Here is a 22,351-nt window from a genome sequence, read left to right as displayed (position 1 = left end):
CACATCCGGTTCACAGCCCGACACCTTGCCACAGAACCTGCGCCACGCCACCGGGTTCGACCGGACCGATATCGGGCGGACGGTACCGTCGGGGCGTGAATGCCCCACCCGCCACCGGCACGCTGCTCGACGGCCGGTACCTGCTGGGGCCCGTCATCGCACGGGGCGGCATGTCGGTGGTGCACCGCGGGCTCGACACGCGGCTGGACCGTCCGGTGGCCGTGAAGGTGATGGACCCGCGGCTGGCCGGCGACCCCGCGTTCCGCGCGCGCGTGGAACGGGAGGCCCGCACCGCGGCGCGCATCGACCATCCCGCCGTCGTCGACGTGTACGACCACGGCATCGACCACCACGCCGACCCCGACGGCGGGCCGCTGGTCTTCCTCGTCATGGAGCTGGTCGACGGCGGCACGCTGCGCGACGTGCTGCGCGCCCGCGGCGCGCTCGGGGTGCCGGCGGCGTTCGCCGTCATGGACGGGGTGCTGTCCGGCCTGGCCGAGGCGCACCGGCTCGGCATGGTGCACCGCGACGTCAAGCCGGAGAACGTGCTGATCAGCACGGCTCGCGAGCTGCGGGTGGCCGACTTCGGGCTGGTCACGGCCGCGGCCCAGGCCGGGCAGAGCCACGCGGGAATGATCATGGGGACGGCGGCGTACCTCTCCCCGGAGCAGGTCGCGACGGGCGCCGCCGACAGCCGCAGCGACGTCTACGCGGCCGGCATCCTGTTCTACGAGCTGCTCACCGGCGCGCCGCCGTACACCGGCGACACGGCGCTGTCGGTGGCGTACCGCCACGTCAACGCGGACGTGCCGCCGCCGTCGCTCGTCGCGGGCGACGTGCCGCCCGAGCTGGACGAGCTGGTGGTGCGGGCCACCCGCCGCGACCCGGTCGCGCGTCCCGCCGACGCCGCGGCGATGCTCGCCGAGCTGCACGCGCTGGCGATCGCGCTGGAGGTTCCGCGGGTGCCGGTGCCGGCCCCGCCGCCCCGCCCGATCGAGGAGCAGGTCACGGTCCCGCAGGCGCCGCGAAGCGAGCTGGACGGGACAGCTCGACCGGCGACCGGCACCCGCGCGCTGCCGCGGTCCGAACAGGGGCACACGCTGTTCGGCGAACCCGTACCGGACGGGCCACGGCACGTGCGGGCGCGGCGGCGCAGCCGTCGGGTCTTCGCGATCTGGATCGCCATCGTGCTGGTCATCGCGCTCGCGCTGGGCCTGATGGGCTGGTGGATGGGCAGCGGGCGCTGGACGGCGATGCCGTCCCTCGTCGGACTGGACCGGACCGCGGCCGAGCGCGCCCTGGAAGCCGCCGACCTCGTCGGCACCGTCACCACTGCCGTCGACGACCGGATCGCCGCCGGCGTGGTCACGAGGACCGACCCGGCCCCGGAGTCACGGCTGCTGCGCGGCAGCACGGTGGGGGTCGTCGTCTCCTCGGGACGGCCGACCGTCCCCACCATCGCCCCCGGCACGACGGTCGCCGCCGCCGAGCAGGCCGTCCGCGCGGCCGGTCTGCAGCCCGTCCAGGCGAGCAGCCGGGAGTACAGCGAGGCCGCGCCGGAGGGCACGGTGGCGCGCACCCAACCCGGCGCCGGCACGGCGCTGGCCGTCGGCGGCACGGTCACGCTGGTGCTCTCCAAGGGGCCCGAACCCGAGAAGGTGACGGTTCCGCGGCTCGTCGGCCTGTCCTACGGGGAGGCGAAGGCCGCGCTGGCCGAGCTCGGGTTGAAGGCCGAGGAGTCCGATCGCAGCTTCTTCGGGCTCGGCGCGCACCGCGTGATCAGGCAGGATCCGCGGCCGGGCACCGAGGTGGAGCCCGGCGCCACGGTCACGCTCGAGACGATCTGAGCCGGGTCGGTCAGCCCCGCAGCATCTCCGCGACGAGGAACGCGAGCTCCAGGCTCTGCTGGGTGTTGAGCCGGGGGTCGCAGGCCGTCTCGTACCGGCCGGCCAGGTCGGCGTCGGAGATCTCCTGCGCACCGCCGAGGCACTCGGTGACGTCCTCGCCCGTGACCTCGACGTGGATGCCGCCCGGGTGGGTGCCGAGCGCGCCGTGGACCTCGAAGAAGCCCTGCACCTCGTCGACGATGCGGTCGAAGTGGCGGGTCTTGTAACCGGTGGTGGACTCGTGGGTGTTGCCGTGCATCGGGTCGCACTGCCAGATGACCTTGTGCCCGGACGACTCGACCTTCTGCACGATGCCCGGCAGCACGTCCCTGACCTTGCCGTTGCCCATTCGGCTGATCAGGGTCAGCCGGCCGGGGACGTTGTGCGGGTCGAGCCGCTCCACGTACTCCACCGCCTGCTCGGGCGTGGTGGACGGGCCGATCTTGAGCCCGATCGGGTTGGCGATCAGCTCGGCGAGCGCGACGTGCGCGCCGTCCATCTGCCGGGTGCGCTCCCCCACCCACAGGAAGTGCGCGGAGACGTCGTAGAGCTTCGGGTCCCGGTCGTCGCGGGTGTCGAGGCGCAGCATGGCGCGCTCGTAGTCGATCAGCAGGGCCTCGTGCGAGGCGTAGAACTCGACGCTGTGCAGGTTGTGGTCGTCCACCCCGCAGGCGTCCATGAACCGGACTGCGCGCTCGATCTCCGCCGCGATGGCCTCGAACCGGGCGCCGGCGGGCGACTGGCGGACGAAGTCCTTGTTCCAGTCGTGGACCTGGCTGAGGTCGGCCATGCCGGTGGCGGTCAGCGCGCGCACCAGGTTCATGGCGGCGCCGGCGTTGGCGTACGCGCGCACCATGCGGGACGGGTCGGGGATGCGGGCGACCGGGTCGGCGGTGAGCGAGTTGACGATGTCGCCGCGGTAGGACGGCAGGCCGAGCGCGTCGATGGGCGCGCTGCGCGGCTTGGCGTACTGCCCGGCGATCCGGCCGATCTTCACCACCGGCAGCGACGCGCCGTAGGTCAGCACGATCGCCATCTGCAGGATCGTGCGGATCGTCGCGCGGATGTGCGGCTCGGTGTTGTCGACGAACGTCTCCGCGCAGTCGCCGCCCTGCAGCAGGAACGCGCGCCCCTCGGCCACGTCGGCCAGCCGGCTCTGGAGGCGGTCGATCTCGGGCGGGAGCGTCACCGGCGGCACGCTCTCCAGCACCGTGCGCACGTGGGCGACGTGGACGGGGTCGGGCCACTCGGGCTGCTGGGCAGCCGGGAGCCCGAGCGCCTTGTCCAGGCGGGCCCGCAGGTCGGGCGGCAGCGGCGGCAGCTCGGGCAGCACCTCTACCGGGGCGTCGACGGTCCAGTTCACAAGGGTCGAGCCTAAGCGAACGCTCCGCCCGCCCGTCAGGCGGTGTGGGCGGCCGTGGCGGCCTCGATCGCCTGCCACCGGAGCAGGTTCAGCCGCGCGTCCGCCAGCGCGTCGTGGGCGTCGGAGGTGGGCGGCGGCAGCGCCGGCCGGCCGCGGTCCTCCCAGCGTTGCCGCAGTTCCCGGGTGAAGCGCGGCAGCGCCCGCGGCAGCGCCGGCATCGCACCCCACAGCTGGCACAGCGCGACGTGGTCGTACGCCCCGATCCAGGCCCACAGCTCCACGTCGCCCGCGCCCGCGGTGAGGAACTCCAGCAGGTCGGAGCGCAACCGCGCCCGCGACCGCCACGCCGGGTCGGCCGGCGACGGCAGCTTGGGCAGCACGTTCGCCCGCACCCACGCCCCGGCCCGCGCCGGGTCGAACTCGGTGGAGACGGCGTAGAACTCGCGCCCGTCCTCGCCGACCACTCCTATGGACACCAGATCGATCGTCGTCCCGTCCTCGATGAACTCGGTGTCGTAGAAGTAGCGCACCCGGTGAGCCTAGGTGCAGGGGTGGACAGGCGCGTCGCCGGACCGATACCGAGGAGTACCGGCGCTACTCTCGCCGGATGCGGATCACCAGCAAGGGCCGGATCACCATCCCACAGCAGGTGCGCCGCGAACTCGGTCTCGAGCCTGGCGACGAGGTCGAGATCGTCGTCCAGGGCGGTTGCGCAGTGATCGTCCCAGCGACGAGGCCGGCCCAGAGCGGCAACGGGGTGGTCGCGTCATCGTTGGAGCGAGGCGACGTCGTCCTGAGCACCGACCAGATCATGGCTCTCACCAGCATCGGGTGAGAGCCCGTGCCGCGGAGCTCGACCCGGATGCAGTGATCATGGGCAGACCGTGGTCCTGGATCGATTCGGGAGCGACGGTTTGCCCATGATCACCGAACTCTCCCCACTGCGGCGCGGCCGACGCGCGCTGCCGGACCGTTGGGCATGAGCTGCCGCGATCAAGGGTAGATGGTCGCTTCCGCATCGATTCCGAACGACCTTTTGCCCTTGATCAACGCACCCGACCGCCACCGGCCGCCGAACCCGGCGCCGGACGCGAGAGGGGACGCCCACCCACTGATCGTCGATCTTCCGGCGCTCCGCCTTGACGCGGCGTCCGGCCGAGGGATTTGCTACGCCGGGTGCGGGGGCGGCGCGGGCAGACGGCTACGGCCTACCTGTTGCTGGCCCCGAGCCTGTTCGGGGTGGCGGTGTTCCTCGTGCTGCCGATCCTCGTGGTGATGTGGCTGGCGCTGCGCCGCTGGGACATCATCTCGCCGAGCACGTTCGTCGGGCTGGCGAACGTCGCGCAGGTGGCGCAGGACGGCCGGTTCGCGCACTCCTTGCTGGTCACGGCGCTGTTCGTCGCCATCACGATCCCGGCGCAGACGGTGCTCGGCCTGGCGGCCGCGCTGCTGATCAACCGGGGGCTACGCGGCTCGGTGGTCTACCAGGTGGTGTTCGTGCTGCCGTGGATCTGCGCGCCGCTCGCGCTGGGCGTCGTGTGGCGGTGGATCCTCGCCCCCACCGACGGGGCGCTGAACGCGCTGCTCGGCACGCGCATCGAATGGCTCGCCGACCCGGCGCTGGCGCTGCCCTCGGTGGCGGCGGTGACGGCGTGGACGCAGGTCGGCTACGTGGCGCTGTTCTTCGTGGCGGGGCTGCGGGCGATCCCGCCGACCGTGCACGAGGCCGCCGTGCTCGACGGGGCCGGCGCGTGGCAGCGGTTCTGGCGGATCACGCTGCCGCTGCTGCGGCCCACGACGTTCTTCGTGCTGGTCACGGGCGTGATCGCCAGCTTCCAGACGTTCGACGCGATCTACGCGCTGACCCCGAAGGGCGGCCCGCAGCTGGCCACCGACGTCGTGGCGGGGCGGATCTACTACGAGGCGTTCCAGACGCGGACGGTCGGCAACGCGGCGGTGATGGCGCTGGGCCTCTTCGTGATCCTGGTCGTCGTCACGGTCGTCCAGCAGCGGTGGTTCGCCCGCCGCACGACCTACGACCTGTCGACGTGACGGGGCGCAACCGGCTCGGCGACGCCGGGGTCTACCTCGCCCTCACCGCGGGCGCCGTGCTCACCCTGGCCCCGTTCCTGCTGTCGGTCATGACGTCGGTGAAGACGCCGCAGCAGTTCGCGTCGGAGGGGCCGCTCGCGCTGCCGTCGCCCGTGACCGGGGTGAACTTCGCGCTGCTGTTCTCGCAGTACGGCTTCGTCGCGCCCGTCGTGGTGACGGCGCAGGTCGTGGCCGTGATCCTGGTGGGGCAGCTGCTGTTCTCGGTGTTCGCGGCGTACGCGTTCGCACGCTTGGAGTTCCCCGGCCGCGACGCCCTGTTCTGGGTGTACCTGGCCACGCTGATGGTGCCGCAGGCCGTCACGATCATCCCGCTGTACTCGATGATGACCGACCTCGGGCTGCGCAACACGTTCTGGGCGCTCGTGCTGCCGCAGGTGTTCGGCTCGCCGTACGCGATCTTCCTGCTGCGCGAGTACTTCCGCGGCATCCCCGGCGAGCTGCTCGACGCCGCGCGCATCGACGGCTGCGGCACCCTGCGCCTGCTGCGCTACGTCGTCGTGCCGGTGTCGAAGCCGATCCTCACCACGCTGACGATCATCACGGTGGTCACGCACTGGAACAACTTCCTGTGGCCACTGGTGATCACCGCCGGCCCGCAGTGGCAGGTCATCACGGTCGCCACGGCCGGGCTGCAGAGCCAGTACAACGGCAACTGGACGATCGTCATGGCCGCCACCACCCTGGCCATCGCGCCGCTGCTGGTGCTGTTCCTGGTCTTCCAGCGCAACGTCGTCCGGTCGATCACGATCACCGGCTTCCGATGAGGAGAGCGGAATGAAGATCACCCATCTCGCGGCGGCGGTGGCCGCGGCGGTCGCGCTCGCGGTGACCGGGTGCTCCCCGGCCGCACCGTCGGGCACGCCGCCCACGGGCGGCGGTCCGACGACGGTGACGGTCCGGCTGTGGGACCAGCAGGTCGCCGCCGCCTACGAGAAGTCGTTCGCGGAGTTCACCAAGCAGCACCCCGACATCACGGTGAAGCTCAACGTGGTGCCGTACAGCAACTACTTCACCCAGCTCCCCCTCGACGTCTCCAGCGGCACCGTCGACGACGTGTTCTGGGTCAACACCACCTACTTCGGCGCGTTCGCCGACTCGGGCAAGCTGATCGACGTCGGCAAGGAGCTCGCCGACGCCGTCCCCGGGCTCGTGCCCGCCGCGGTGGCGCAGTACAGCCGCAACAACACGCTGTGGGGCGTGCCGGCACTCACCGACGGCCGCATCGCGCTCTTCTACAACAAGGCGATGGTCGCCGCGGCCGGCGTCGACCCGAACAACCTGACGTGGCACCCGACCGACCAGTCCGCCGACACGTTCCTGCCGGCCGCGCGCAAGCTCACCAAGGACTCCGCGGGCCGCACCGCCGACCAGCCGGGCTTCGACCCGAAGGCGATCACGCAGTACGGGTTCAACGCCGCCCGCGACCTGCAGGCCATCTACTACGACTTCGTCGGCTCCAACGGCGGGCGGTTCCAGGCCCCCGACGACACGTTCGTCTTCGCCAACCCGCAGGCCGAGCAGGCCTTCACGTACCTCGTCGGGCTCATCAACACCGCGCACGTCGCCCCGTCGGCCGCCGACACGAACTCCAACGGCGACTTCAGCCGCGACCAGTTCCTGCAAGGCAGGATGGCGCTCTTCCAGTCGGGCACCTACAACCTCAAGAACGTCGCCGACGGCGCGAAGTTCGAGTGGGGCATCGCGCCGATGCTCGCCGGCCCCGCCGGGCGCGTCAGCGTCGTCAACAGCGTGATCGCGGCCGGCAACGCGGCCTCCCCGCGCCGGGCGGCGACGCTCGAGGTGCTGCGCTGGCTCGCGTCGCCGCAGGGTGCCGGCTTCGTCGGCGCCGAGGGTGCTGCGCTGCCCGCCGTGACAGCCGCCCAGACCGCCTACTACGACTACTGGAAGGCCAAGGGCGTCGACACCCAGTACTTCGGGCAGGCCGGCGGCACGGCGACGATCGCCGCCCCGTCCGGGCCGAAGTACGGCGCCGCCGACGCGGTCATCGAGCCGATCTTCAACGAGATCTTCGCCGGACGCACCCCGGTCGGCCCGGGCCTGCAGCAGGCCCAGGACGCCGCGAACGCCGCCGTGAAGTAGCTGCTGCCCTGCCGGGCTAGGACAGGTCCTAGTTCTGGGTGCAGGCGAAGAGGCCGCAGGTCTGGCCGCGGTCGGGTTCCTCGGGGGTGTCGGTCTGGCCGTTGTTCGGCGGTTCGACCGGCGCCTTCGAGGTCTTCTGCGCAGCGGACGTCGGCGCGGCGGCCTTCGACGACGGTGCCGGCGGCGGCACCACCTTCGACGGCGTGACCGCCTTCGGCTTCGGCTTGGGCGTGACGACCTTCGGCGCCGACGACGGCACGACCGCGGAGCTGGGGAACGGGGCCACCGGCGCCGTCGTGAGGCCGGCTGCGGGCCGCGGCGCCGGAGGGGCCGCGGAACGGTCCTGGGTCGAGGAGATCCAGGCGGTGATGCCGGCGATCAGCACGACCACGACGATGCTCATGCCGACCAGCGGGGCGAGGCTGCGCGCGTACGACGCGGCGCCGGTGCGCTTCACCGGACGACGCGGCCCGGAGTGCGGCCGGTCCTGGCTGACGACCGGCCCCATGCCCGGGTACGAGTCCTCCATCGGGTGACCCATCGGCGGCCGCGGCGGCGGGCCGACGGGCGTCACCATCGTGGGCGCCTGCGGGCCACCGGGGGTGACGGTCGTCGGCAGCTGCGGGCCGCGCAGCCCGGGCTGCGGCGCGCGCAGGACGGTCGTCTGCCCCTGGGACGGGGGAACGGCGGGTGGCCGCCCGGCCTGAGGTGGCTGCACGATCGTCGTCCGCTCTCCCCGCATCGAGTACCCGTCCGTGGTCGACTGCATACTAGTCGGGCGCCCCGCTACCGGCAAATGGGTGGTCTCTTGCCGGCCGAAGGGTCCCTCGACCGGATGCCGTGGTGCCGGCGCCGGTATCGATCCTGGTGAGGACGCTACACCGGAGGGCGGACCCGCCTGCCGCGGGAGCGGAGCAGGCGGCCCGTCCAGGCGAAACGTCCTGGGTGCCACGCCCTGGACATCGACCGGGCATCGGCGGGCATTACAGAACGCGACCCACGCCACGCCCACGAACGGGTGATCACCGCCGGTCAGGCGGACTTCGCGCGCTCCGCCGCCGCCTGCCGCTCCTTCACCGACGCGGCGTACATGTCCACGTACGTCTGCCCGGAGAGCTCCATCAACGCGTACATGATCTCGTCGGTCATCGACCGCTCGGTGAAGCGGTCACCGGCCAGCCCCGCGTACCGGGAGAAGTCCAGCGGCTCCCCGATCTTGATGCGCACCTTGTGCGGCCGCCACATCCGCGAGCCGATCGGGTTGACCTTGTCGGTGCCGATCATCGCAACCGGGATCACCGGCACCCCGGCCTCCAGCGCCATCCGGGCCACGCCGGTCTTGCCCTTGTAGAGCTTCCCGTCGGGCGAACGGGTGCCCTCCGGGTAGATGCCGAGCAGCTTGCGCTCGTTGAGCAGGCGCACCGCCGTGTCCAGCGCCGCCTGCGCGGCCGAGCCCGACTGGCGGTCGATCGGTACCTGCCCGACCCCGCTGAAGAACGTCTTCTTCGCCCACCCGACGAGACCGGGCTGCGTGAAGTACTCGCGCTTGGCCAGGAACGTGATCCGCCGCGGCACCATCAGCGGGAGCACGAACGAGTCGACGACGGCCAGATGGTTGCTGGCGAGGATCGCCCCGCCCTGGGCGGGGATGTTCTCGAGCCCCTCGACGGCGGGCCTCAGGAACAGCCGCAGCAGCGGTCCGAGGAGGACGAACTTCGACCACCAGTACAGCACCCGGACGCGCCCCTCTCGAGTTCGAGGGCGCCAGCCTACGAACAACCGTCGGGACACGACAACGCGGCACGACGAAGCTCATCCGCGCACCACCCGGCCTCGCGCGCACAACGGGTTCGGAGGAGACTCCTCAACACGGCCGCGAGATGTCAGGATGGGGTCACGCCGGCAACGTCGGCCGGGGTGAAGGCTGGGGGTGTTCCGTGAGCGGTGGTTCGAACGAGGGCGGACGGGAGCTGGGCCGCGACCCCGTCCGTGACGAGTTCGACGCCATCGTCGCGCAGTGGCGGTCCGAGGGTCGGGTGCCCCAGTGGCCCGGCGCCCCCGAGGAGCCCACCACGCGTCCGCAGCCCGTGGTCGGCGCCGACGCCACCACCGCACCCGTGCCCGTCACGCCGTGGGACGAGAACCAGGAGCACTTCGTCCCGCCCGAGCCCCCACCGCTGCCGCGCATCGGGCCGCCCGCCATCGTCGGCGGCGTCCTGCTCGCCCTCGGCCTGGTGCTCGTGATCACCCCCGGCTGGCTGGGCATGAGCGACGTCTACGGCCTGCCGCTCGGCCTGATCTCGCTGGCCGCCGGGCTGGGCTGGCTGGTGCTGCGCCTGTGGCCCGACTCGGTGTCGGCGATGGACCGCGACGACGACCCCGACGGCGGCGCGATCCTCTAGCGACCTCACACACCGCTGGGCCCGTTCACACACGTCCGAACATGTGTGAACGGGCCCAGCGGTGTGTGACGTGCGCTCAGGACCGCCGGGCCCCGTCCCTGATCCCCGCCGTTCCGGCCCGTTCCCGCGCCAGCTGGGCCGCGCCCACCACGGCGGCCGCCTCGCCGAGCTGCGCAGTGCGGATGCGCGCGAGCGGGCGGTTCCCCGCGCCCGTGACCAGCGACGCGTAGTGCTCGCGGGCCTCGTCGAGGAACAGCGGCGCCGAGCCCGACACCCCGCCGCCGATCACCACCAGCTCGGGGTCGAACACGTCGGCCACCAGTGCGAGCCCCTGGCCCAGCCAGCGCGCCAGCTCCGCGACGGCGTCCACGGCGACGGGATCGCCGCGGTGCGCCGCGGCCGCGACGCGGCGCCCGGTGACGCTGCCCGGGTCCGCGACGACCATCCGGTGCAGGGCCGGTGACCGGCCGGGATCGCGCGCCAGCAGCTCGACCGCGGTGGTCGCCAGCGCCGTGCCGCTGCAGTAGCGCTCCCAGCAGCCGGACTTGCCGCACGGGCAGGGTCGCCCGTCCGGCACGACCCGCAGATGGCCCAGCTCCGGCGCGACCCCGAACGCGCCGCGGTAGAGGGCGCCGTCGAGCAGCAGCGCCGAGCCGATGCCCGTGCCGATCGCGATGAACACCACGGTCGCCGCCCCGGCCGCGGCACCGAAGTGCCGCTCCCCCAGCGCCGCCGCGTTCGCGTCGTGCTCGACGACGACGGGCAGGCCGAGCCGGGCCGAGATGCGGTCCGCGACCGGTGCGTCGCGCCACGACAGGTGCGGTGCGAAGCGGACGCCGCGCAGGTCCGGGGTGATGAACCCGGCCAGCGCCAACCCCACCGCCGTGACCTCGTGCCGCTCGGCCAGCGCCGCGACCAGCCCCGCGATGGCCGCCTCCAGCGCGGCGTCGCTGCCCGGGGTCGAGGTGCGCACGGTGTCGAGGACCGTGCCGTCCACGTCGACCACGCCGGCGCGGACGCTGGTGCCGCCCACGTCCACCCCGACGGCCACCCCTGCCGGGCTCACCGCACGACCGGGATGTGCTGCACGGTGCGCCGGGCCGGACGGGGCGCCGGCGTCGGCCTCGGCGGGCGGTGCGCCGCGGGGTCGCCCTCCTCCAACGCCGCCCGCAGCACCGCCAGGAGCCCGCCGGCGTGCTCGGCGAGCCGGATCGACAGAGCGGTGCGTTCCCCGCGCAACGCCGCCAGCACCGCGCAGACGGGGCAGACGGCGCACGTCGTGGCGTGCGTGGCGTCCGGTGCGCCGGTGCGGGCCGCCTCCAGCAGCGGGTCGAGCCGGTCGATGGTGTCGAGCAGGAGCTCGCGGAGATCGCTCCGCAGCTCGTCGAGCCCGTCGTGGTGGTGGTCCTCAGCCACGGCGGTCTCCGTCCTGCTGGCCGCTCGACCGCGGCCACACGGCCGGGTCCGGCACGAACGTGACCTTCAGGTCGTCGCCCTCCAGGCGGGCCGCCACGACGGTGCACCGGATCAGCACCGACGGGAGCGCGATCAACCGGCGCACGCCACCCAGGGAGACTGCGAGGTCGTCACCGACCCGGGCCAGGTCCAACGGGCCGTCCGCAGCGCCGGGCAGGCGCAGCGACAGCTCGAACTCCGAGTCCGGCGACGTCCCCTCCCCCGCAGTGCGATCCACGCTCAGCAGCGGTGGGGCGACCGAGCCGGTGTCGGCCGGGTCGGTCGACCCGTACAGGGCGTCGGCCACCTCCAGCAGCGCGGCAACGCCGGTCGGCTCGGCCGCGGTGTACGGGGCGGTCCGCACCGCCGCGCCAGCCAGCGTGCTGCCCTCCAGCGCGACGATCTCCGCGAGCACGGCCTGCTGCTCGAGGTGCCGCTCGCGCAGCCAGCGCGCGGCGGGGCCGCGCAGCGACGGCGGCGGGCCGGGCAGCAGCCGGTTCACCACGACGCCGTCCACGCGCAGGCCGTGCAGGGCCAGCGCGGTGAGGGTGCGGCGGGTCTCGGCGGCCACGACCCGCTCCGGGGTCAGCACGAGCCGGATCGACGTGCGCGAGTGGTCGGCGAGGAACTCCCGCAGCCCGCGCAGGTGCGCGGCGAGCCCGTCCAGCGCGTCGGCCGTGGCCTCCCACGTCGCCGCCTTCTCGCGGTCGGCGCCGGCCATCCCGGCCAGCAGCCCGCGCACGGCCCGCCGGTGCACCGGGAAGAGCCGCTCCAGGTAGCCGCTGATCGCCTCCGGCAGCCCCAGCAGGCGCAACGTCTCCGCCGTGGGCCCGCAGTCGACGACGACGGCGTCCCACGAGCCCTCCTGCGCTGCCCTGGCGACCTCGCCCAGCGCCAGGATGTCCTCGACGCCGGGCAGCACGGTCAGCTCGTCCGCCACCAGCTCGTCGACGCCGGCACCGGCCAGCACCGTGCGCAGGTGCGCCTGCAGCGTGCTCCACGAGGAGTCCAGCAGCGCCCGGCAGTCGATGTGGGCGGCGTGCAGGCCCGTCGTCAGCTCGACGGGGTCGCCACCGAGGTCGGCCTCCAGCGCGTCGCCGAGGGAGTGCGCCGGATCGGTGGACACGACGAGCGTCTTGCGCCCGGACCGCGCCAGGCGCGCGGCCGTGGCAGCGGCCAGCGTCGTCTTGCCGACGCCGCCCTTGCCGGTGAACAGCACGACACGCACGTGGAGCACGGTATCCGGCCGGGTGCTGCGACGACCCGGCAGGTCAGGCCTTGTCGAGGGCCTCCACCCGCCGCTTGAGCCCCTTCAACGCGGTATCGATGATCACCTTCTCGGCCTTGCGCCGGAGCATGCCGATGATCGGGATCGCGAGGTCGACCGACAGCGCGTAGGTGACCGACGTGCCGTCGCCGGTCTTCTCCAGCACGTACGAGCCGTCCTGGGCGCGCTGGATCTGGCCCTTCACCAGCGTCCAGCGCACCGACATGCCGTCGGGCGCCCACGTGTAGTCGAGCGTGTAGGAGTCCTTGATCGGCCCCGCGTCCATGGTGAACCGGACCTGCTCGGCCCGCCCCTGCTCGTCCTCGGTGAGGATCTCCACCCCGTTGATCTGCTCGGCCCACGTCGGGTAGGCCGGGAAGTCGGCGATCACCGCCATCACCAGCTCCGGTGGCGCGGCGATGTGGATCGTGGACGTCGTGGCGTCGGCCATGCGGGCAGGCTACCCAGCCCGTCGCGCGATGACCTCACCACCGCAGGACGTGCGCCCGGCCCGTCCGCCGGAAGTGCCCCACGTTGACGCACTCGGTCCGCCCCACCCGCATCCGGGCGGCCAGCGGCTGGTGCACGTGCCCGAACAGGACCGTGCGCGGCTGGTGCTCCCGGATCACGTCGACGGCGGCCGCCGAGGCCAGCTCCGGCCGGCGGGTGACGACGTCGTAGCGCAGCTCGGGCACGGCGGGTGGGGCGTGCAGGCACAGCACGTCGACGGGGCCGAGGGCGTGCAGGGCGGCGTCGTACTCCTCGACGGCGCGCAGGTACGGCGTCCATCCGGCGCCGCGGGTGGGCGCCATGCCCGGGGGCAGCGGCACCCCGCCGACGAAGCCGAAGCGGAGTCCGCCCAGCTCGACGACCTGCCCGTCGACCAGGTGGACGCCGGGGCGGGCGTACTCCGGCCACAGCGCCGCCACGTCGACGTTGCCGGGGATCGCGTAGGTCGGCGTGGGCAGCACGGCGAACTGCTCGGCGTACTGGGCCCGCACCGCCTCCTCGATCACGGCGGCCGGGTCCTCGACGCGCGACCAGGCCTCGGCCGCGAACGCGCGCAGCTCGCCCGGCCGCCCGGACTTGCGCAACCTGCGGAACGTCTCACCGGCCTCCCGGCCGAGCACGGTGCCGATGATGCCGCGGGACGGATCGCCGTAGTCGGCGAAGTCGACCAGGTCGCCGAGCACGATCAACGCGTCGGCCCCGGCGCCGGCCTTGGCCAGCGCGTCCGTGTTGCCGTGCACGTCGGAGACCACGTGCACGCGCATGCCTCGACCCTACCCGGACGTGGGCGGATCCGTCGGCGCCGGAGGCGGTTCCCCCGGGGCCCGTCCGCGCTCCAGCCGCGCCTTCAGCGCGAACGCGATCGTCTTCGCGGCCCGTTGCCGCTCGCGCGCCATCGCGGCGCCGCGGCGGACGGGCAGGGGCCGCGGCGTGCCGTCCGGTCCGGGTGGGTCCGCCCGCAGGAAGTAGTGCAGCACCGTGCCGTCGAGCACGGGCTCCAGCCACACCTCCATGCTGCCCACCAACGCGCCGCGCACCGTCCAGCGCACGCCCTGCACGCCCCGGTCGGTCGCCACCTCGAGATCGAGGTCGGGCCACAGCGCCCGCCACGCGCCCGGCGCGGCGAAGGCGGCAGCCACCACCGCGGGCGGGACGGCGAGGAAGGTCTCGTCGACGACGTCAACCGACGGCATGCCGGGAGTCTTCCACCCGCGCGCGGACGTTGCCGGTCAGGAGGTCGTGCAGGTGGGCGGCGGCCGCGTCCCACGTCCACTCCGCCGCCATCCAGGACCGCCCGGCGGCGCCGAGCTCCGCCGCGCGGTCCGGGTCGGCGAGCAGCGCACCGACGGTGTCGGCCACCGCGACCGGGTCGCGCCCGTCGACCACGGCGCCCGTCCGCCCCGGCCGGACCGTCTCCGGGGCCCCGCCGGAGCGCCCGGCCACCACCGGCACCCCGGTGGCGGCGGCCTCCAGGAACGCGATGCCCAGCCCCTCGACGTCGAGGCCGCGTCCACGGGTGCGGCACGGCATCGCGAAGACGTCGGCGACGGCGTGGTGAGCGGCCAGCTCGTCCTGCGGGACGTTGCCCGTGAACACCACCGCGTGCGCAACCTCGCAGTCGGCGGCCAGGCGGCGGAGCCGGTCGCGGTCCGGCCCGTCACCGACCAGCAAGAGCCGGGCGCCCGGCGCGGCTGCCCGGATCCGCGGCAGGGCCCTGACCAGCACGTCCTGGCCCTTGCGCGGCACGAGACGGCCCACGCACACGACGACGGGGGCGTCCCCGAGGCGGTGGCGGTGCCGCAGGTCGGCGCGCGCGCCCGGGTCGGGCCGGAACACCGCCGTGTCCACGCCGGGCCGCAGCAGTTCGAGCGCGGCCGCGGGCCCGCAGGCCGGTGCCACGCGGCGGCGGGTGTGCTTCGAGACGACGGTGACGACGTCGGCGGTCGTGGCGATGCGGCGCAGCGCCTGCCGGGCGCCGGGAAGCATCGACCAGCCGATCTCGTGGCCGTGCGTGCTGGCCACCACGCGGTCCACGCCCGCGCGGCGCAGCCCGGGCCCGAGCAGGCCCAACGGGGCGGCCGCGCCGAACCACACGGTGTCGGCGCCGTACTCCCTGGCCAGCCGGGCGGCCCGGCGGGCGACGTCCGGAGTCGGCAGCATCAGCTCCGTCGGATGCCGGTGCACCGGGTAGGCACGCGAGGCGTCGAACGCGGCCGCACCCCGCCACGCCGGCGCGTACACGGCCAGCTCACCGGCCGGGAGCCGGTCGGCCAGCGCCTGGAGGTAGGACTGGATGCCCCCGACGCGGGGCGGGAAGTCGTTGCTGACGAGCAGGGTCCCCACGGTCAGACGCTATCGGGCCGCCGGTGGAGCGGGGACGGCGACCGGCCGGAGCCGGTCGCCGCCCGTCGCCCTGGGGAGCGGACGAAGTCTCTAGAGCCGGCGTGCGCCGGAGAACGCCTCGGTGGAGACCTTCTGGTACTTCACGACGTCGCCGCTCTGCGGCGCGTTGATGTAGGTGCCGTTGCCTGCGTAGATCCCGACGTGGCTGACCGGGTCGTAGTAGAACACCAGGTCACCGGGTTGCAGCTGGCTGAACGACACCGGTTTGCCGATGCCGGCCTGCGCGCTGCTCGACCGCGGCAGCGTGACCCCGACCTGCTTGAAGGCCCAGGACGTCAGACCCGAGCAGTCGAAGCTGCCGGGCCCGCTGGCCCCCCAGACGTACGGCTTGCCGAGCTTCGTGGCGGCGGCCCGCAACGCGGCCACCCCCACCCCGCCGCCCGACGGCAGGGCCGGCGCGTCGACGGCGTTGCCGTTGCGGTCGCGCCGCTGGGCCGGGGTGAGCTGCTGGAGGAGCTTCTCCGCCTCGTCGATGCGGATCTCGGCGTCCTTCTTGCGCTGCTCCAGCTGCTTCGCGGCCGCGTCGGCGGCGTCCACGGCGGCCTGGGCGCGCGTGATCGCCGAGTCGGCGTCCTCACGGGCCTGCTTCGTGGTGCCGACGACCGCGAGCAGCTTGTCGAGGATCTCCTTGTGGTCGGCGGCCAGCGTCTGCAGCGCCGACATCTGGTCGAGGAACTGCTGCGGGTCCGAGCTGTCGAGCAGCGCGCTGAACTGGTCGAGGTTGCCGCTGTCCAGCGCGGACAGCGAGAACATGTCGATCTGCTGGCGGTAGGCCTCCTCGTCGGCCTTCGCCTTGTCCGCCGCCTGCTGGGCCGGCTCCACGGCGGCCTGCAGGGTCTTGACCTGACCCTTCTTGGCCTCGAGGTCGTCGGTGGCCGCGTGCCACTGCTCGGTGAGCGCCTCGGCGTCCTTCTGGACGGCGTCGAGCTGCTTCTGTGCGTCGGCCGCGGTGGTGGGCTTCGGCGCAGGCGACGGCGAGGGATCGGCAGCGGGAGCGGCCTCGCTCGTCGGCGGGGTCGGGTTGGGAGGCGTGGGCTCGGCGAGCGCCGGGAACGCGCTCACCGGGACGAGCAGGAGTGCCACGAGTACGGATGCCGCGGTGGGCAGCGCGTGCCGGAACCACCGCGGGCGACCGGTCGAAGTACGCCGAGGCGTCGCCACGGGGACAGATCTCCCTCCGGAGACCGCCGCCGAATCGTTCGGAGCAAAGGGGGACCCGAACGGCCCAGCTTGGCGGTGACCTTGCGTCGCCTTCGGGGGTTCGAATGGCTGACGGCCGCAAGGTCTCGGGGAGATTACGGACCCCAGGACGCGGAGTCCACACCACCCCCCTTCCGGTGTGTCGCCCGTTCGCCCCAGCCTGGTTGCTCCACCTGCGCGGAACTCACCCGATCGCGCCCCGATTCAGCTACCCCACGTCACGGTGCGTGCGCGCAGCGTCGGGCGAGCCGGACACTCGGCGCGGAACTTCGGCCACCAGCCGCAATCTGGGGATGAGGCCTTGATCCGCGAACAGATCCAAGGCGCGCCGCTCCGCTGCGGCGAACTGCACCGTGGGCGCGCCGGACGGCACGTCGACGGGAATGAACCGGGTGTCGGGACCGATGGGCCCGGGCTCCTCGACGCGGTAGGTGACGTCCTCCGGGTCCTCGTGCAGAGGCGCGATGAGCTCCGCCGGGGTGCTCAGCAGGACGCCGATCACGCAGTCGCCGCATGCGAGCCCGCGCACCGCGCAGGTGTCGCAGTCGATGATCATGATGCCTCCGTTCGGCCGGGGATCGACCTGGCACGAACGCTAGGGGCGACCACCGACAATTTCCGGAGACCGCGGTCAGGGCCGCCCGAGGCGGGTCAGCAGCACCGCCGACGGGACGGCGTAGGCGCCGCACTTGCGCACCGAGGCGACGACCGCGCGGTCGGCCGTCGCGACCAGCACCGGCCGGCCCTCCGGTTCCGCCGCGACGATCGAGCGGATCACGTCGTCGGCCAGCACGCCGGGGTCGCTGAACAGCACCCGCAGCCCCCGCGAGCCGCGCGGTGGCGCGGTGACCACGCCGGCGCCGTCGAACACGACGGTGATCTCGGCACCGGTGCGCGCGGCGAGCGCCGCGAGCTGCCCCACCAGCCGCGAACGCTGGTCGGCCAGCGGCAGCTCGGGGTATCCGGTCTTGCTGACGTTGTAGCCGTCGACGACCAGGTGCAGCGCGGGCACGGCGAGCACGGCGTCCAGCGCCGCCTGCGACTCGACGGCTGCGCCGCGGCGCAGCACCGATGCGCCCGCGACCAGGTCGCCGGGACGCGGACCGCCGCCGGTCACCCCCAGCTCGCGGCGCAACCCCTCGACGGCACCGCCGACGGTGTCGAGCAGCAGGGCCAGCCGCACCTCGTCGGCCTGCCTGGCCTCGCGGGCCGCCTGCCGGGCGGCGAGCACCTCCGCGGCGGCGCGGTCGGCGCGCTCCCGCTCGGTCTCGGCGCGGGCGCGTTCCCGTTCGACCTCGGCGGCCGCCTTCGCCAGCTGTGCGGTGGCGACGGCGCGAGCGGTCTCGGCGGCCTCCTCGGCCGCGGCCTGCGCCTCGGCCGCGGCCCGCAGTCGCGCCCCCTGCTCGGAGACCCGGCGACGGAGCTGCTGGTACTCGTGCTCGCGCTCGGCCCCGGCCACCCGGGTCTGTGCCCTGGCCTCGGTGAGCTCGCCGCGCAGCCGTTCCAGCTCCGCGGTGAGCTTGTCCACCCGCGACAGCGCCGCGTCGAGCTCCGCGCGCAGCTCGCTGGTCTCCCCGACGCGGGCCGCGTCGGCGACGATCTGCGGGGCCTCCGGGACCCCGCGCAGCACCGCGGCGGCCGCGGCGGTCAGCCCGTCGTCGGCGGCGACCTCCAGCTCGCCGGTGCGGTGCTCGTCCCACCAGGCCACGACCGACGCCCGGAACGCGTGCGACTCCGACAGTTCGCGCAGCATCGGGCCCGAGGCGAGCTTCGCCCGCTTGGCCGGGGCGAACCGCACGAACCGCCGCAGGCGCGCCGGCACGTCGGCCGCCGGGAGCTCGCCCAGCGCGGTGGCCGCCGACTCCGCGATCCGGGCGCGGACGGGCTCGGGCAGGCGGTCCCAGTCGACCGGTTCGGGCCCGGCGTCGGGCACTGCTTCGGCGGGATCGGGCGAGGGGCTGCTCGTGACCGGATCGACGCCCCCCAGGCCGAACCGGACGCGGCGCCCGTCGCCGAAGGACGGCTCGGGCTGCGCGGACATTGCACAAGGCTAGCCGCGATCGGCCCGGAACACCCCGTTGATCGCCAGTTCTGTCGGGGGTCGTCGCTAACGTCCGCCGCCGTGGCGCTCCTCAGCTCCCCGCCGGACCAGCCAACCGTGCAGCGATCGAACCAGCTCTCGTTCGACGAGCTGGGCACGCCGTTGCGCGAGGTCACGTTCGTGGTGCTCGACCTGGAGACCACCGGCGGGTCGAACCGCACCGACGCGATCACCGAGGTCGGGGCGGTGAAGGTGCGCGGCGGGGAGGTCGTGGGCGAGCTCGCCACGCTGGTCGACCCGGGCACCGGGCTGCCGCCGAACATCGTCGCGCTGACCGGCATCACCACGGCGATGATCGCCGACGCGCCGCGGCTGCCGGCCGTGCTGCCGTCGGTGCTCGAGTTCCTGTCCGGTGCCGTGCTGGTGGCGCACAACGCGCCGTTCGACGTCGGGTTCCTGCGCGCGGCCTGCGAGCGGCACGGGCACGTGTGGCCTCGCCCGCCGGTGGTGTGCACGGCGCGGCTGGCCCGCGCCGTCCTCTCCCGCGACGAGGCGCCCAGCGTGCGGCTGGCGGCGCTGGCGCGGCTCTTCGGCGCGTCGACGGTGCCGATCCACCGGGCGCTCGCCGACGCCCGCGCCACGGTCGACGTGCTGCACGGGCTGATGGAGCGGGTGGGCAACCTCGGCGTGCAGAGCCTGGAGGAGCTGCTCGACCTGGCCAGGGAGTCGGCGCCGCACCGGCCCACCGAGGCGCAGCGCCGCAAGCGCACGCTGGCCGACGCGCTGCCCGCCGCGCCCGGGGTCTACCTGTTCCGGGGTGCCCGCGACGAGGTGCTGTACGTCGGCACGTCCGGCGACCTGCGCCGCCGGGTGCGCAGCTACTTCACCTCGGGCGAGCGGCGCAAGCGGGTGCGCGACATGGTGGCGCAGGCCGAGCGCGTCGACTCCGTGGTGTGCGCGCACGCGCTGGAGGCCGCGGTGCGCGAGCTGCGGCTGATCTCCGCGCACCAGCCCCGGTACAACCGGCGCTCGCGCAAGCCGCACCGCGCGTGGTGGGTCACGCCGACCGCGGAGGCGTTCCCGCGCCTGTCCGTCGTCACCACCCCGCGGGACGGGGCGTTCGGCCCGTTCCGCTCCCGGCAGCAGGCCGTCGCCGCCGTCGAGACGGTGCTGGACGCCGTCCCCCTGCGGTCGTGCACGCAGCGCATCCCGGCCCGCGGCGCGTCCGCGAGCCCGTGCGCGCTGCACGAGCTGGGCCGGTGCGCGGCGCCGTGCGCCGGGCTGCAGAGCGTCGAGGAGTACGCGCCGGCCGTCGCCGCCGCTGCGGCGCTGGTCGACGGCGTCGACGACGGGCCGATCCGCCGCCTCGCCGCCGAGGTGGCGCAGCTGGGCGAGCAGCAGCGCTACGAGGCGGCGGTGCGCCGCCGCGACCGGCTCGCCGGCCTCGTCGTGGCGCTCACCCGCAGCCAGCGGCTGGCCGCGCTCGCCGCCGTCGAGGAGATCGTCGGCGCCCGTCCGGACGGCAGGGGCGGCTGGGAGATCGCGGTGGTGCGGTACGGGCGGCTGGCGGCGGCCGGGGTGGCCCGCCGCGGCGTGTCGCCGATGCCGGTGATCGACGCGCTGCGCACCGGAGCGCAGACCGTCCTGGCCGGTGAGGGGCCCCTGCGCGGCGCGCCGGCCGAGGAGGTGTGGCTGCTGCACCGCTGGCTGTCGTCCGGCGGCACGCGGCTCGTGCACTCCGCGCCGGCGTGGACCGAGCCGGCGCGCAGCGCCGCGGCGTGGACGGGCTGGGCGGAACGGGCTCGCCCGGTCGGCCCGCTGCCGGACTGACCCCTGGCTCACGCAGCGACGGTGTGCGTGAGCGGGATGGGCCGCGCGCTAGGAGACTGCTGAAGAAGGCGGGTTCGGTGGGCAGGGCGCCTCGGCAGTCAGGCTGCGAGGGTCAGCACCCGTGGGTGCGACAAGAGGTCACTCCGCCCGGTGGGCAGCGTGGTGGTGTGGGTGGTGACCGTCAAGGCGGGTTTAGGTGATCGCCCATCCGGTGGTGGTGCGGTGCAGGCCCAGGGCGAGGAGTCGGCGCAGGTTGAGCGCGGCCGCGCGGTGGGACAGCCAGAGGTCGTTGGCTCGGGTGCCGCGGAAGCGCAGGCGGCGGTTGCCGCGGGTGAGCCAGGCGATGCTGCGTTCGACCATGGGTCGGTGCCGCCGGTATATCTCACCGAAATCGGCAGCAGCGGCGTGGGCGCGGTGCGCGCGGTGCAGTGCGTCGTGCGGGTGCAGCCGCAACGTTCGTCCGGTGGCCGAGGTGGTGCAGCGCGAGGCGAGGGGGCAGCCGCGGCAGCGGCGGCCGAAGGTGACGTTGCGGGTTCGGGTGATGTGAGCGGTCATCCCATTGGGGCAGGTCACCAGGCCGGTGGTCTCATCGATGGTGAAGTCGTCGATGGTGAACCCGCCGGGAACCGGGGGGCGCAGCGGCCAGGGTTTGATCACCGCGCGGTGCCCGGCATTGGCCAGCGCGGCGAGCATGTCCCCCGTGCCGTAGGCAGAGTCAGCCAGCACCTCCACCGCGTCGGGCGTGGTCTCGGGTGTTGTTGGGGACTGGTCGAGGTCGCGGTGGAGGAGGTCGATCCCGACGGTGGCGTCGGAGTTGTCTGGGCCGGACGCGGGGGTCAGGGCGGTGGCGGTGATGATCCCGGTGTCGGGTTCGACCACGAGGTGGGCTTTGTAGCCGTCCTGGCGCCGGTTGCGGGTCTTGTGGGCATGGCGGGCGTCGGGGTCGACGGTGGAGATGACGCGGTCCGCGGCGGTGCGCCGGGCGATGCGCCAGCGCCCGTCAGTGCCGTCTGAGCCCTGCGCGGGTTCGACGTCTTGACCCGCGACCAGCGCCAGCAACCCGACCGCCTCTGCCGCAGCGGGGCCCAGTTCCTGGTCAGGCAGATGTCCCAGGACCCGGTGGGCGTCACCGATCAGAGCGTCGACCAGCTCGGCCCGCGCTTGCTCGTCGTCCCAGGCGATGCGGGGCTTCCCGGGCTGGGTGTAGTCGTGTCCGCGAGCCTGGGTGGCGATCACGTGCGCGGCGTCGGGGACTTCCCGGGCGACGCGGCGGATCGCGGCGATGATCTGGGTGACCGTGTCCTGGGTGGCCACCGCGTCGTCGAGGATCGTGGAGTCCAACGCGCGCCGGTGCTTACCGGCCAGCGCGCCGGTCGCATCCACGACCGCGCGGACCGCGTCGAAGATCCGTTCCGGGTGCTGTGAGGCGCTCAGGCGGCGCCGCCAATAGGTCAGCGTGGTCGGGTGGAAACCCGTGTCGGTGATCGCGAGTCCGCACGCGGCCTTCCACCGCAGATCGAAGGTGAGTGCCTCGATCGCTTCCCGGTCCGACAGCCCATGCAGGGTCTGCAACACCAACACCGAGGCGACGTGCTCGACCGGCACCGATGGACGCCCCCGGCCGCTCGCGAACAGATCCGCGAACAGCTCGTCCGGGAACAGCTCGTGGCGGTGCGCGGCCAGGAACGCGAACACCCCGCCCGGCGGCAGCAGATGACCGGCTACGGACTCGACATCGAGCAGCTCACGCTGCGGATCAAACCGACCCTGCACACACCAGAT

At 73.9% G+C, this 22,351-nt stretch carries 22 protein-coding genes; 7 read left to right on the top strand and 15 right to left on the bottom strand.

Annotated features, from left to right (window positions below; all coding sequences use genetic code 11):
• Positions 1-95 precede the first annotated feature (95 nt).
• On the top strand, positions 96-1,847 hold the full coding sequence (gene pknB / locus ACQEVB_RS21170; protein WP_432974032.1) for a Stk1 family PASTA domain-containing Ser/Thr kinase: 1,752 nt from the start codon (positions 96-98) through the stop codon (positions 1,845-1,847).
• A gap of 10 nt (positions 1,848-1,857) precedes the next feature.
• Here the strand turns inward: pknB and ACQEVB_RS21165 are convergent, their stop codons facing one another.
• A complete protein-coding gene (locus ACQEVB_RS21165) occupies positions 1,858-3,249 on the bottom strand; it encodes a class II 3-deoxy-7-phosphoheptulonate synthase (protein ID WP_432974030.1) in 1,392 nt (463 codons plus the stop codon).
• A 35-nt stretch (positions 3,250-3,284) separates the two neighbouring features.
• Positions 3,285-3,779: a polyadenylate-specific 3'-exoribonuclease AS gene (locus ACQEVB_RS21160; protein WP_432974028.1), complete on the bottom strand. Its 495-nt coding sequence runs from the start codon at positions 3,777-3,779 to the stop codon at positions 3,285-3,287.
• A gap of 77 nt (positions 3,780-3,856) precedes the next feature.
• Here ACQEVB_RS21160 and ACQEVB_RS21155 point away from each other — a divergent pair, with 77 nt between their 5' ends.
• The 4 genes from ACQEVB_RS21155 (at position 3,857) to ACQEVB_RS21140 (ending at position 7,461) form a co-directional block, all read left to right on the top strand.
• The gene (locus ACQEVB_RS21155; protein WP_432974026.1) at positions 3,857-4,084 is read left to right on the top strand and encodes an AbrB/MazE/SpoVT family DNA-binding domain-containing protein; all 228 of its coding nucleotides are present in this window, start codon (positions 3,857-3,859) and stop codon (positions 4,082-4,084) included.
• Positions 4,085-4,425: 341 nt separating this feature from the next.
• On the top strand, positions 4,426-5,301 hold the full coding sequence (locus ACQEVB_RS21150; protein WP_432974024.1) for a carbohydrate ABC transporter permease: 876 nt from the start codon (positions 4,426-4,428) through the stop codon (positions 5,299-5,301).
• On the top strand, positions 5,298-6,125 hold the full coding sequence (locus ACQEVB_RS21145) for a carbohydrate ABC transporter permease (protein ID WP_432974022.1): 828 nt from the start codon (positions 5,298-5,300) through the stop codon (positions 6,123-6,125). Before ACQEVB_RS21150 ends, ACQEVB_RS21145 begins: the two co-directional genes overlap by 4 nt.
• Before the next feature lie 10 nt (positions 6,126-6,135).
• Positions 6,136-7,461 (top strand): ABC transporter substrate-binding protein, encoded by a 1,326-nt coding sequence (locus ACQEVB_RS21140; RefSeq protein WP_432974020.1) that lies wholly within the window; start codon positions 6,136-6,138, stop codon positions 7,459-7,461.
• Between the two features lie 28 nt (positions 7,462-7,489).
• On the opposite strand, the gene ACQEVB_RS21135 is transcribed toward ACQEVB_RS21140, so the two are convergent.
• Together ACQEVB_RS21135 and ACQEVB_RS21130 are read right to left on the bottom strand one after the other, a co-directional pair.
• Positions 7,490-8,203: a hypothetical protein gene (locus ACQEVB_RS21135; protein ID WP_432974018.1), complete on the bottom strand. Its 714-nt coding sequence runs from the start codon at positions 8,201-8,203 to the stop codon at positions 7,490-7,492.
• A gap of 290 nt (positions 8,204-8,493) precedes the next feature.
• Positions 8,494-9,195, bottom strand: coding sequence for a lysophospholipid acyltransferase family protein (locus tag ACQEVB_RS21130; RefSeq protein ID WP_432974016.1), 702 nt, complete (start codon positions 9,193-9,195; stop codon positions 8,494-8,496).
• A 203-nt stretch (positions 9,196-9,398) separates the two neighbouring features.
• Here ACQEVB_RS21130 and ACQEVB_RS21125 point away from each other — a divergent pair, with 203 nt between their 5' ends.
• Complete coding sequence (locus tag ACQEVB_RS21125) at positions 9,399-9,863, top strand: hypothetical protein (protein WP_432974014.1); 465 nt, start codon at positions 9,399-9,401, stop codon at positions 9,861-9,863.
• 76 nt (positions 9,864-9,939) lie between these two features.
• Here the strand turns inward: ACQEVB_RS21125 and ACQEVB_RS21120 are convergent, their stop codons facing one another.
• The 10 genes from ACQEVB_RS21120 to ACQEVB_RS21075 all read right to left on the bottom strand — a co-directional run bounded on the left by ACQEVB_RS21120 (position 9,940) and on the right by ACQEVB_RS21075 (position 18,739).
• The gene (locus tag ACQEVB_RS21120) at positions 9,940-10,902 is read right to left on the bottom strand and encodes an ROK family glucokinase (protein ID WP_432980462.1); all 963 of its coding nucleotides are present in this window, start codon (positions 10,900-10,902) and stop codon (positions 9,940-9,942) included.
• Between the two features lie 23 nt (positions 10,903-10,925).
• Entirely contained in the window at positions 10,926-11,279 is a 354-nt protein-coding gene (locus ACQEVB_RS21115; RefSeq protein WP_432974012.1) for a hypothetical protein, read from the bottom strand.
• Positions 11,272-12,546: an ArsA family ATPase gene (locus tag ACQEVB_RS21110; protein ID WP_432974010.1), complete on the bottom strand. Its 1,275-nt coding sequence runs from the start codon at positions 12,544-12,546 to the stop codon at positions 11,272-11,274. Before ACQEVB_RS21110 ends, ACQEVB_RS21115 begins: the two co-directional genes overlap by 8 nt.
• Before the next feature lie 43 nt (positions 12,547-12,589).
• Positions 12,590-13,036: an SRPBCC family protein gene (locus ACQEVB_RS21105; RefSeq protein WP_432974008.1), complete on the bottom strand. Its 447-nt coding sequence runs from the start codon at positions 13,034-13,036 to the stop codon at positions 12,590-12,592.
• Positions 13,037-13,070: 34 nt separating this feature from the next.
• Positions 13,071-13,859: a metallophosphoesterase family protein gene (locus ACQEVB_RS21100; protein ID WP_432974006.1), complete on the bottom strand. Its 789-nt coding sequence runs from the start codon at positions 13,857-13,859 to the stop codon at positions 13,071-13,073.
• Positions 13,860-13,868: 9 nt separating this feature from the next.
• Entirely contained in the window at positions 13,869-14,288 is a 420-nt protein-coding gene (locus tag ACQEVB_RS21095) for a polyketide cyclase / dehydrase and lipid transport (protein WP_432974004.1), read from the bottom strand.
• Positions 14,275-15,438, bottom strand: coding sequence for a glycosyltransferase family 4 protein (locus ACQEVB_RS21090; protein ID WP_432974002.1), 1,164 nt, complete (start codon positions 15,436-15,438; stop codon positions 14,275-14,277). Before ACQEVB_RS21090 ends, ACQEVB_RS21095 begins: the two co-directional genes overlap by 14 nt.
• A gap of 90 nt (positions 15,439-15,528) precedes the next feature.
• The gene (locus ACQEVB_RS21085) at positions 15,529-16,581 is read right to left on the bottom strand and encodes an NlpC/P60 family protein (RefSeq protein WP_432974000.1); all 1,053 of its coding nucleotides are present in this window, start codon (positions 16,579-16,581) and stop codon (positions 15,529-15,531) included.
• A gap of 325 nt (positions 16,582-16,906) precedes the next feature.
• Positions 16,907-17,254, bottom strand: coding sequence for a hypothetical protein (locus tag ACQEVB_RS21080; RefSeq protein WP_432973998.1), 348 nt, complete (start codon positions 17,252-17,254; stop codon positions 16,907-16,909).
• Positions 17,255-17,329: 75 nt separating this feature from the next.
• Entirely contained in the window at positions 17,330-18,739 is a 1,410-nt protein-coding gene (locus ACQEVB_RS21075; protein ID WP_432973996.1) for an NYN domain-containing protein, read from the bottom strand.
• 117 nt (positions 18,740-18,856) lie between these two features.
• On the opposite strand from ACQEVB_RS21075, the gene ACQEVB_RS21070 reads away from it, so the two are divergent.
• Positions 18,857-20,569, top strand: a complete 1,713-nt coding sequence (locus ACQEVB_RS21070; RefSeq protein ID WP_432973994.1) for a DEDD exonuclease domain-containing protein — start codon at positions 18,857-18,859, stop codon at positions 20,567-20,569.
• Between the two features lie 192 nt (positions 20,570-20,761).
• Here ACQEVB_RS21070 and ACQEVB_RS21065 read toward each other — a convergent pair whose 3' ends face one another.
• Entirely contained in the window at positions 20,762-22,342 is a 1,581-nt protein-coding gene (locus ACQEVB_RS21065; RefSeq protein WP_432964610.1) for an IS1182 family transposase, read from the bottom strand.
• Positions 22,343-22,351 lie beyond the last annotated feature (9 nt).

The organism is Pseudonocardia sp. CA-107938 (assembly GCF_050936315.1).
In the GTDB taxonomy this organism is placed as follows: domain Bacteria; phylum Actinomycetota; class Actinomycetes; order Mycobacteriales; family Pseudonocardiaceae; genus Pseudonocardia.
This window is presented reverse-complemented; position numbering and strand designations above follow the sequence as displayed.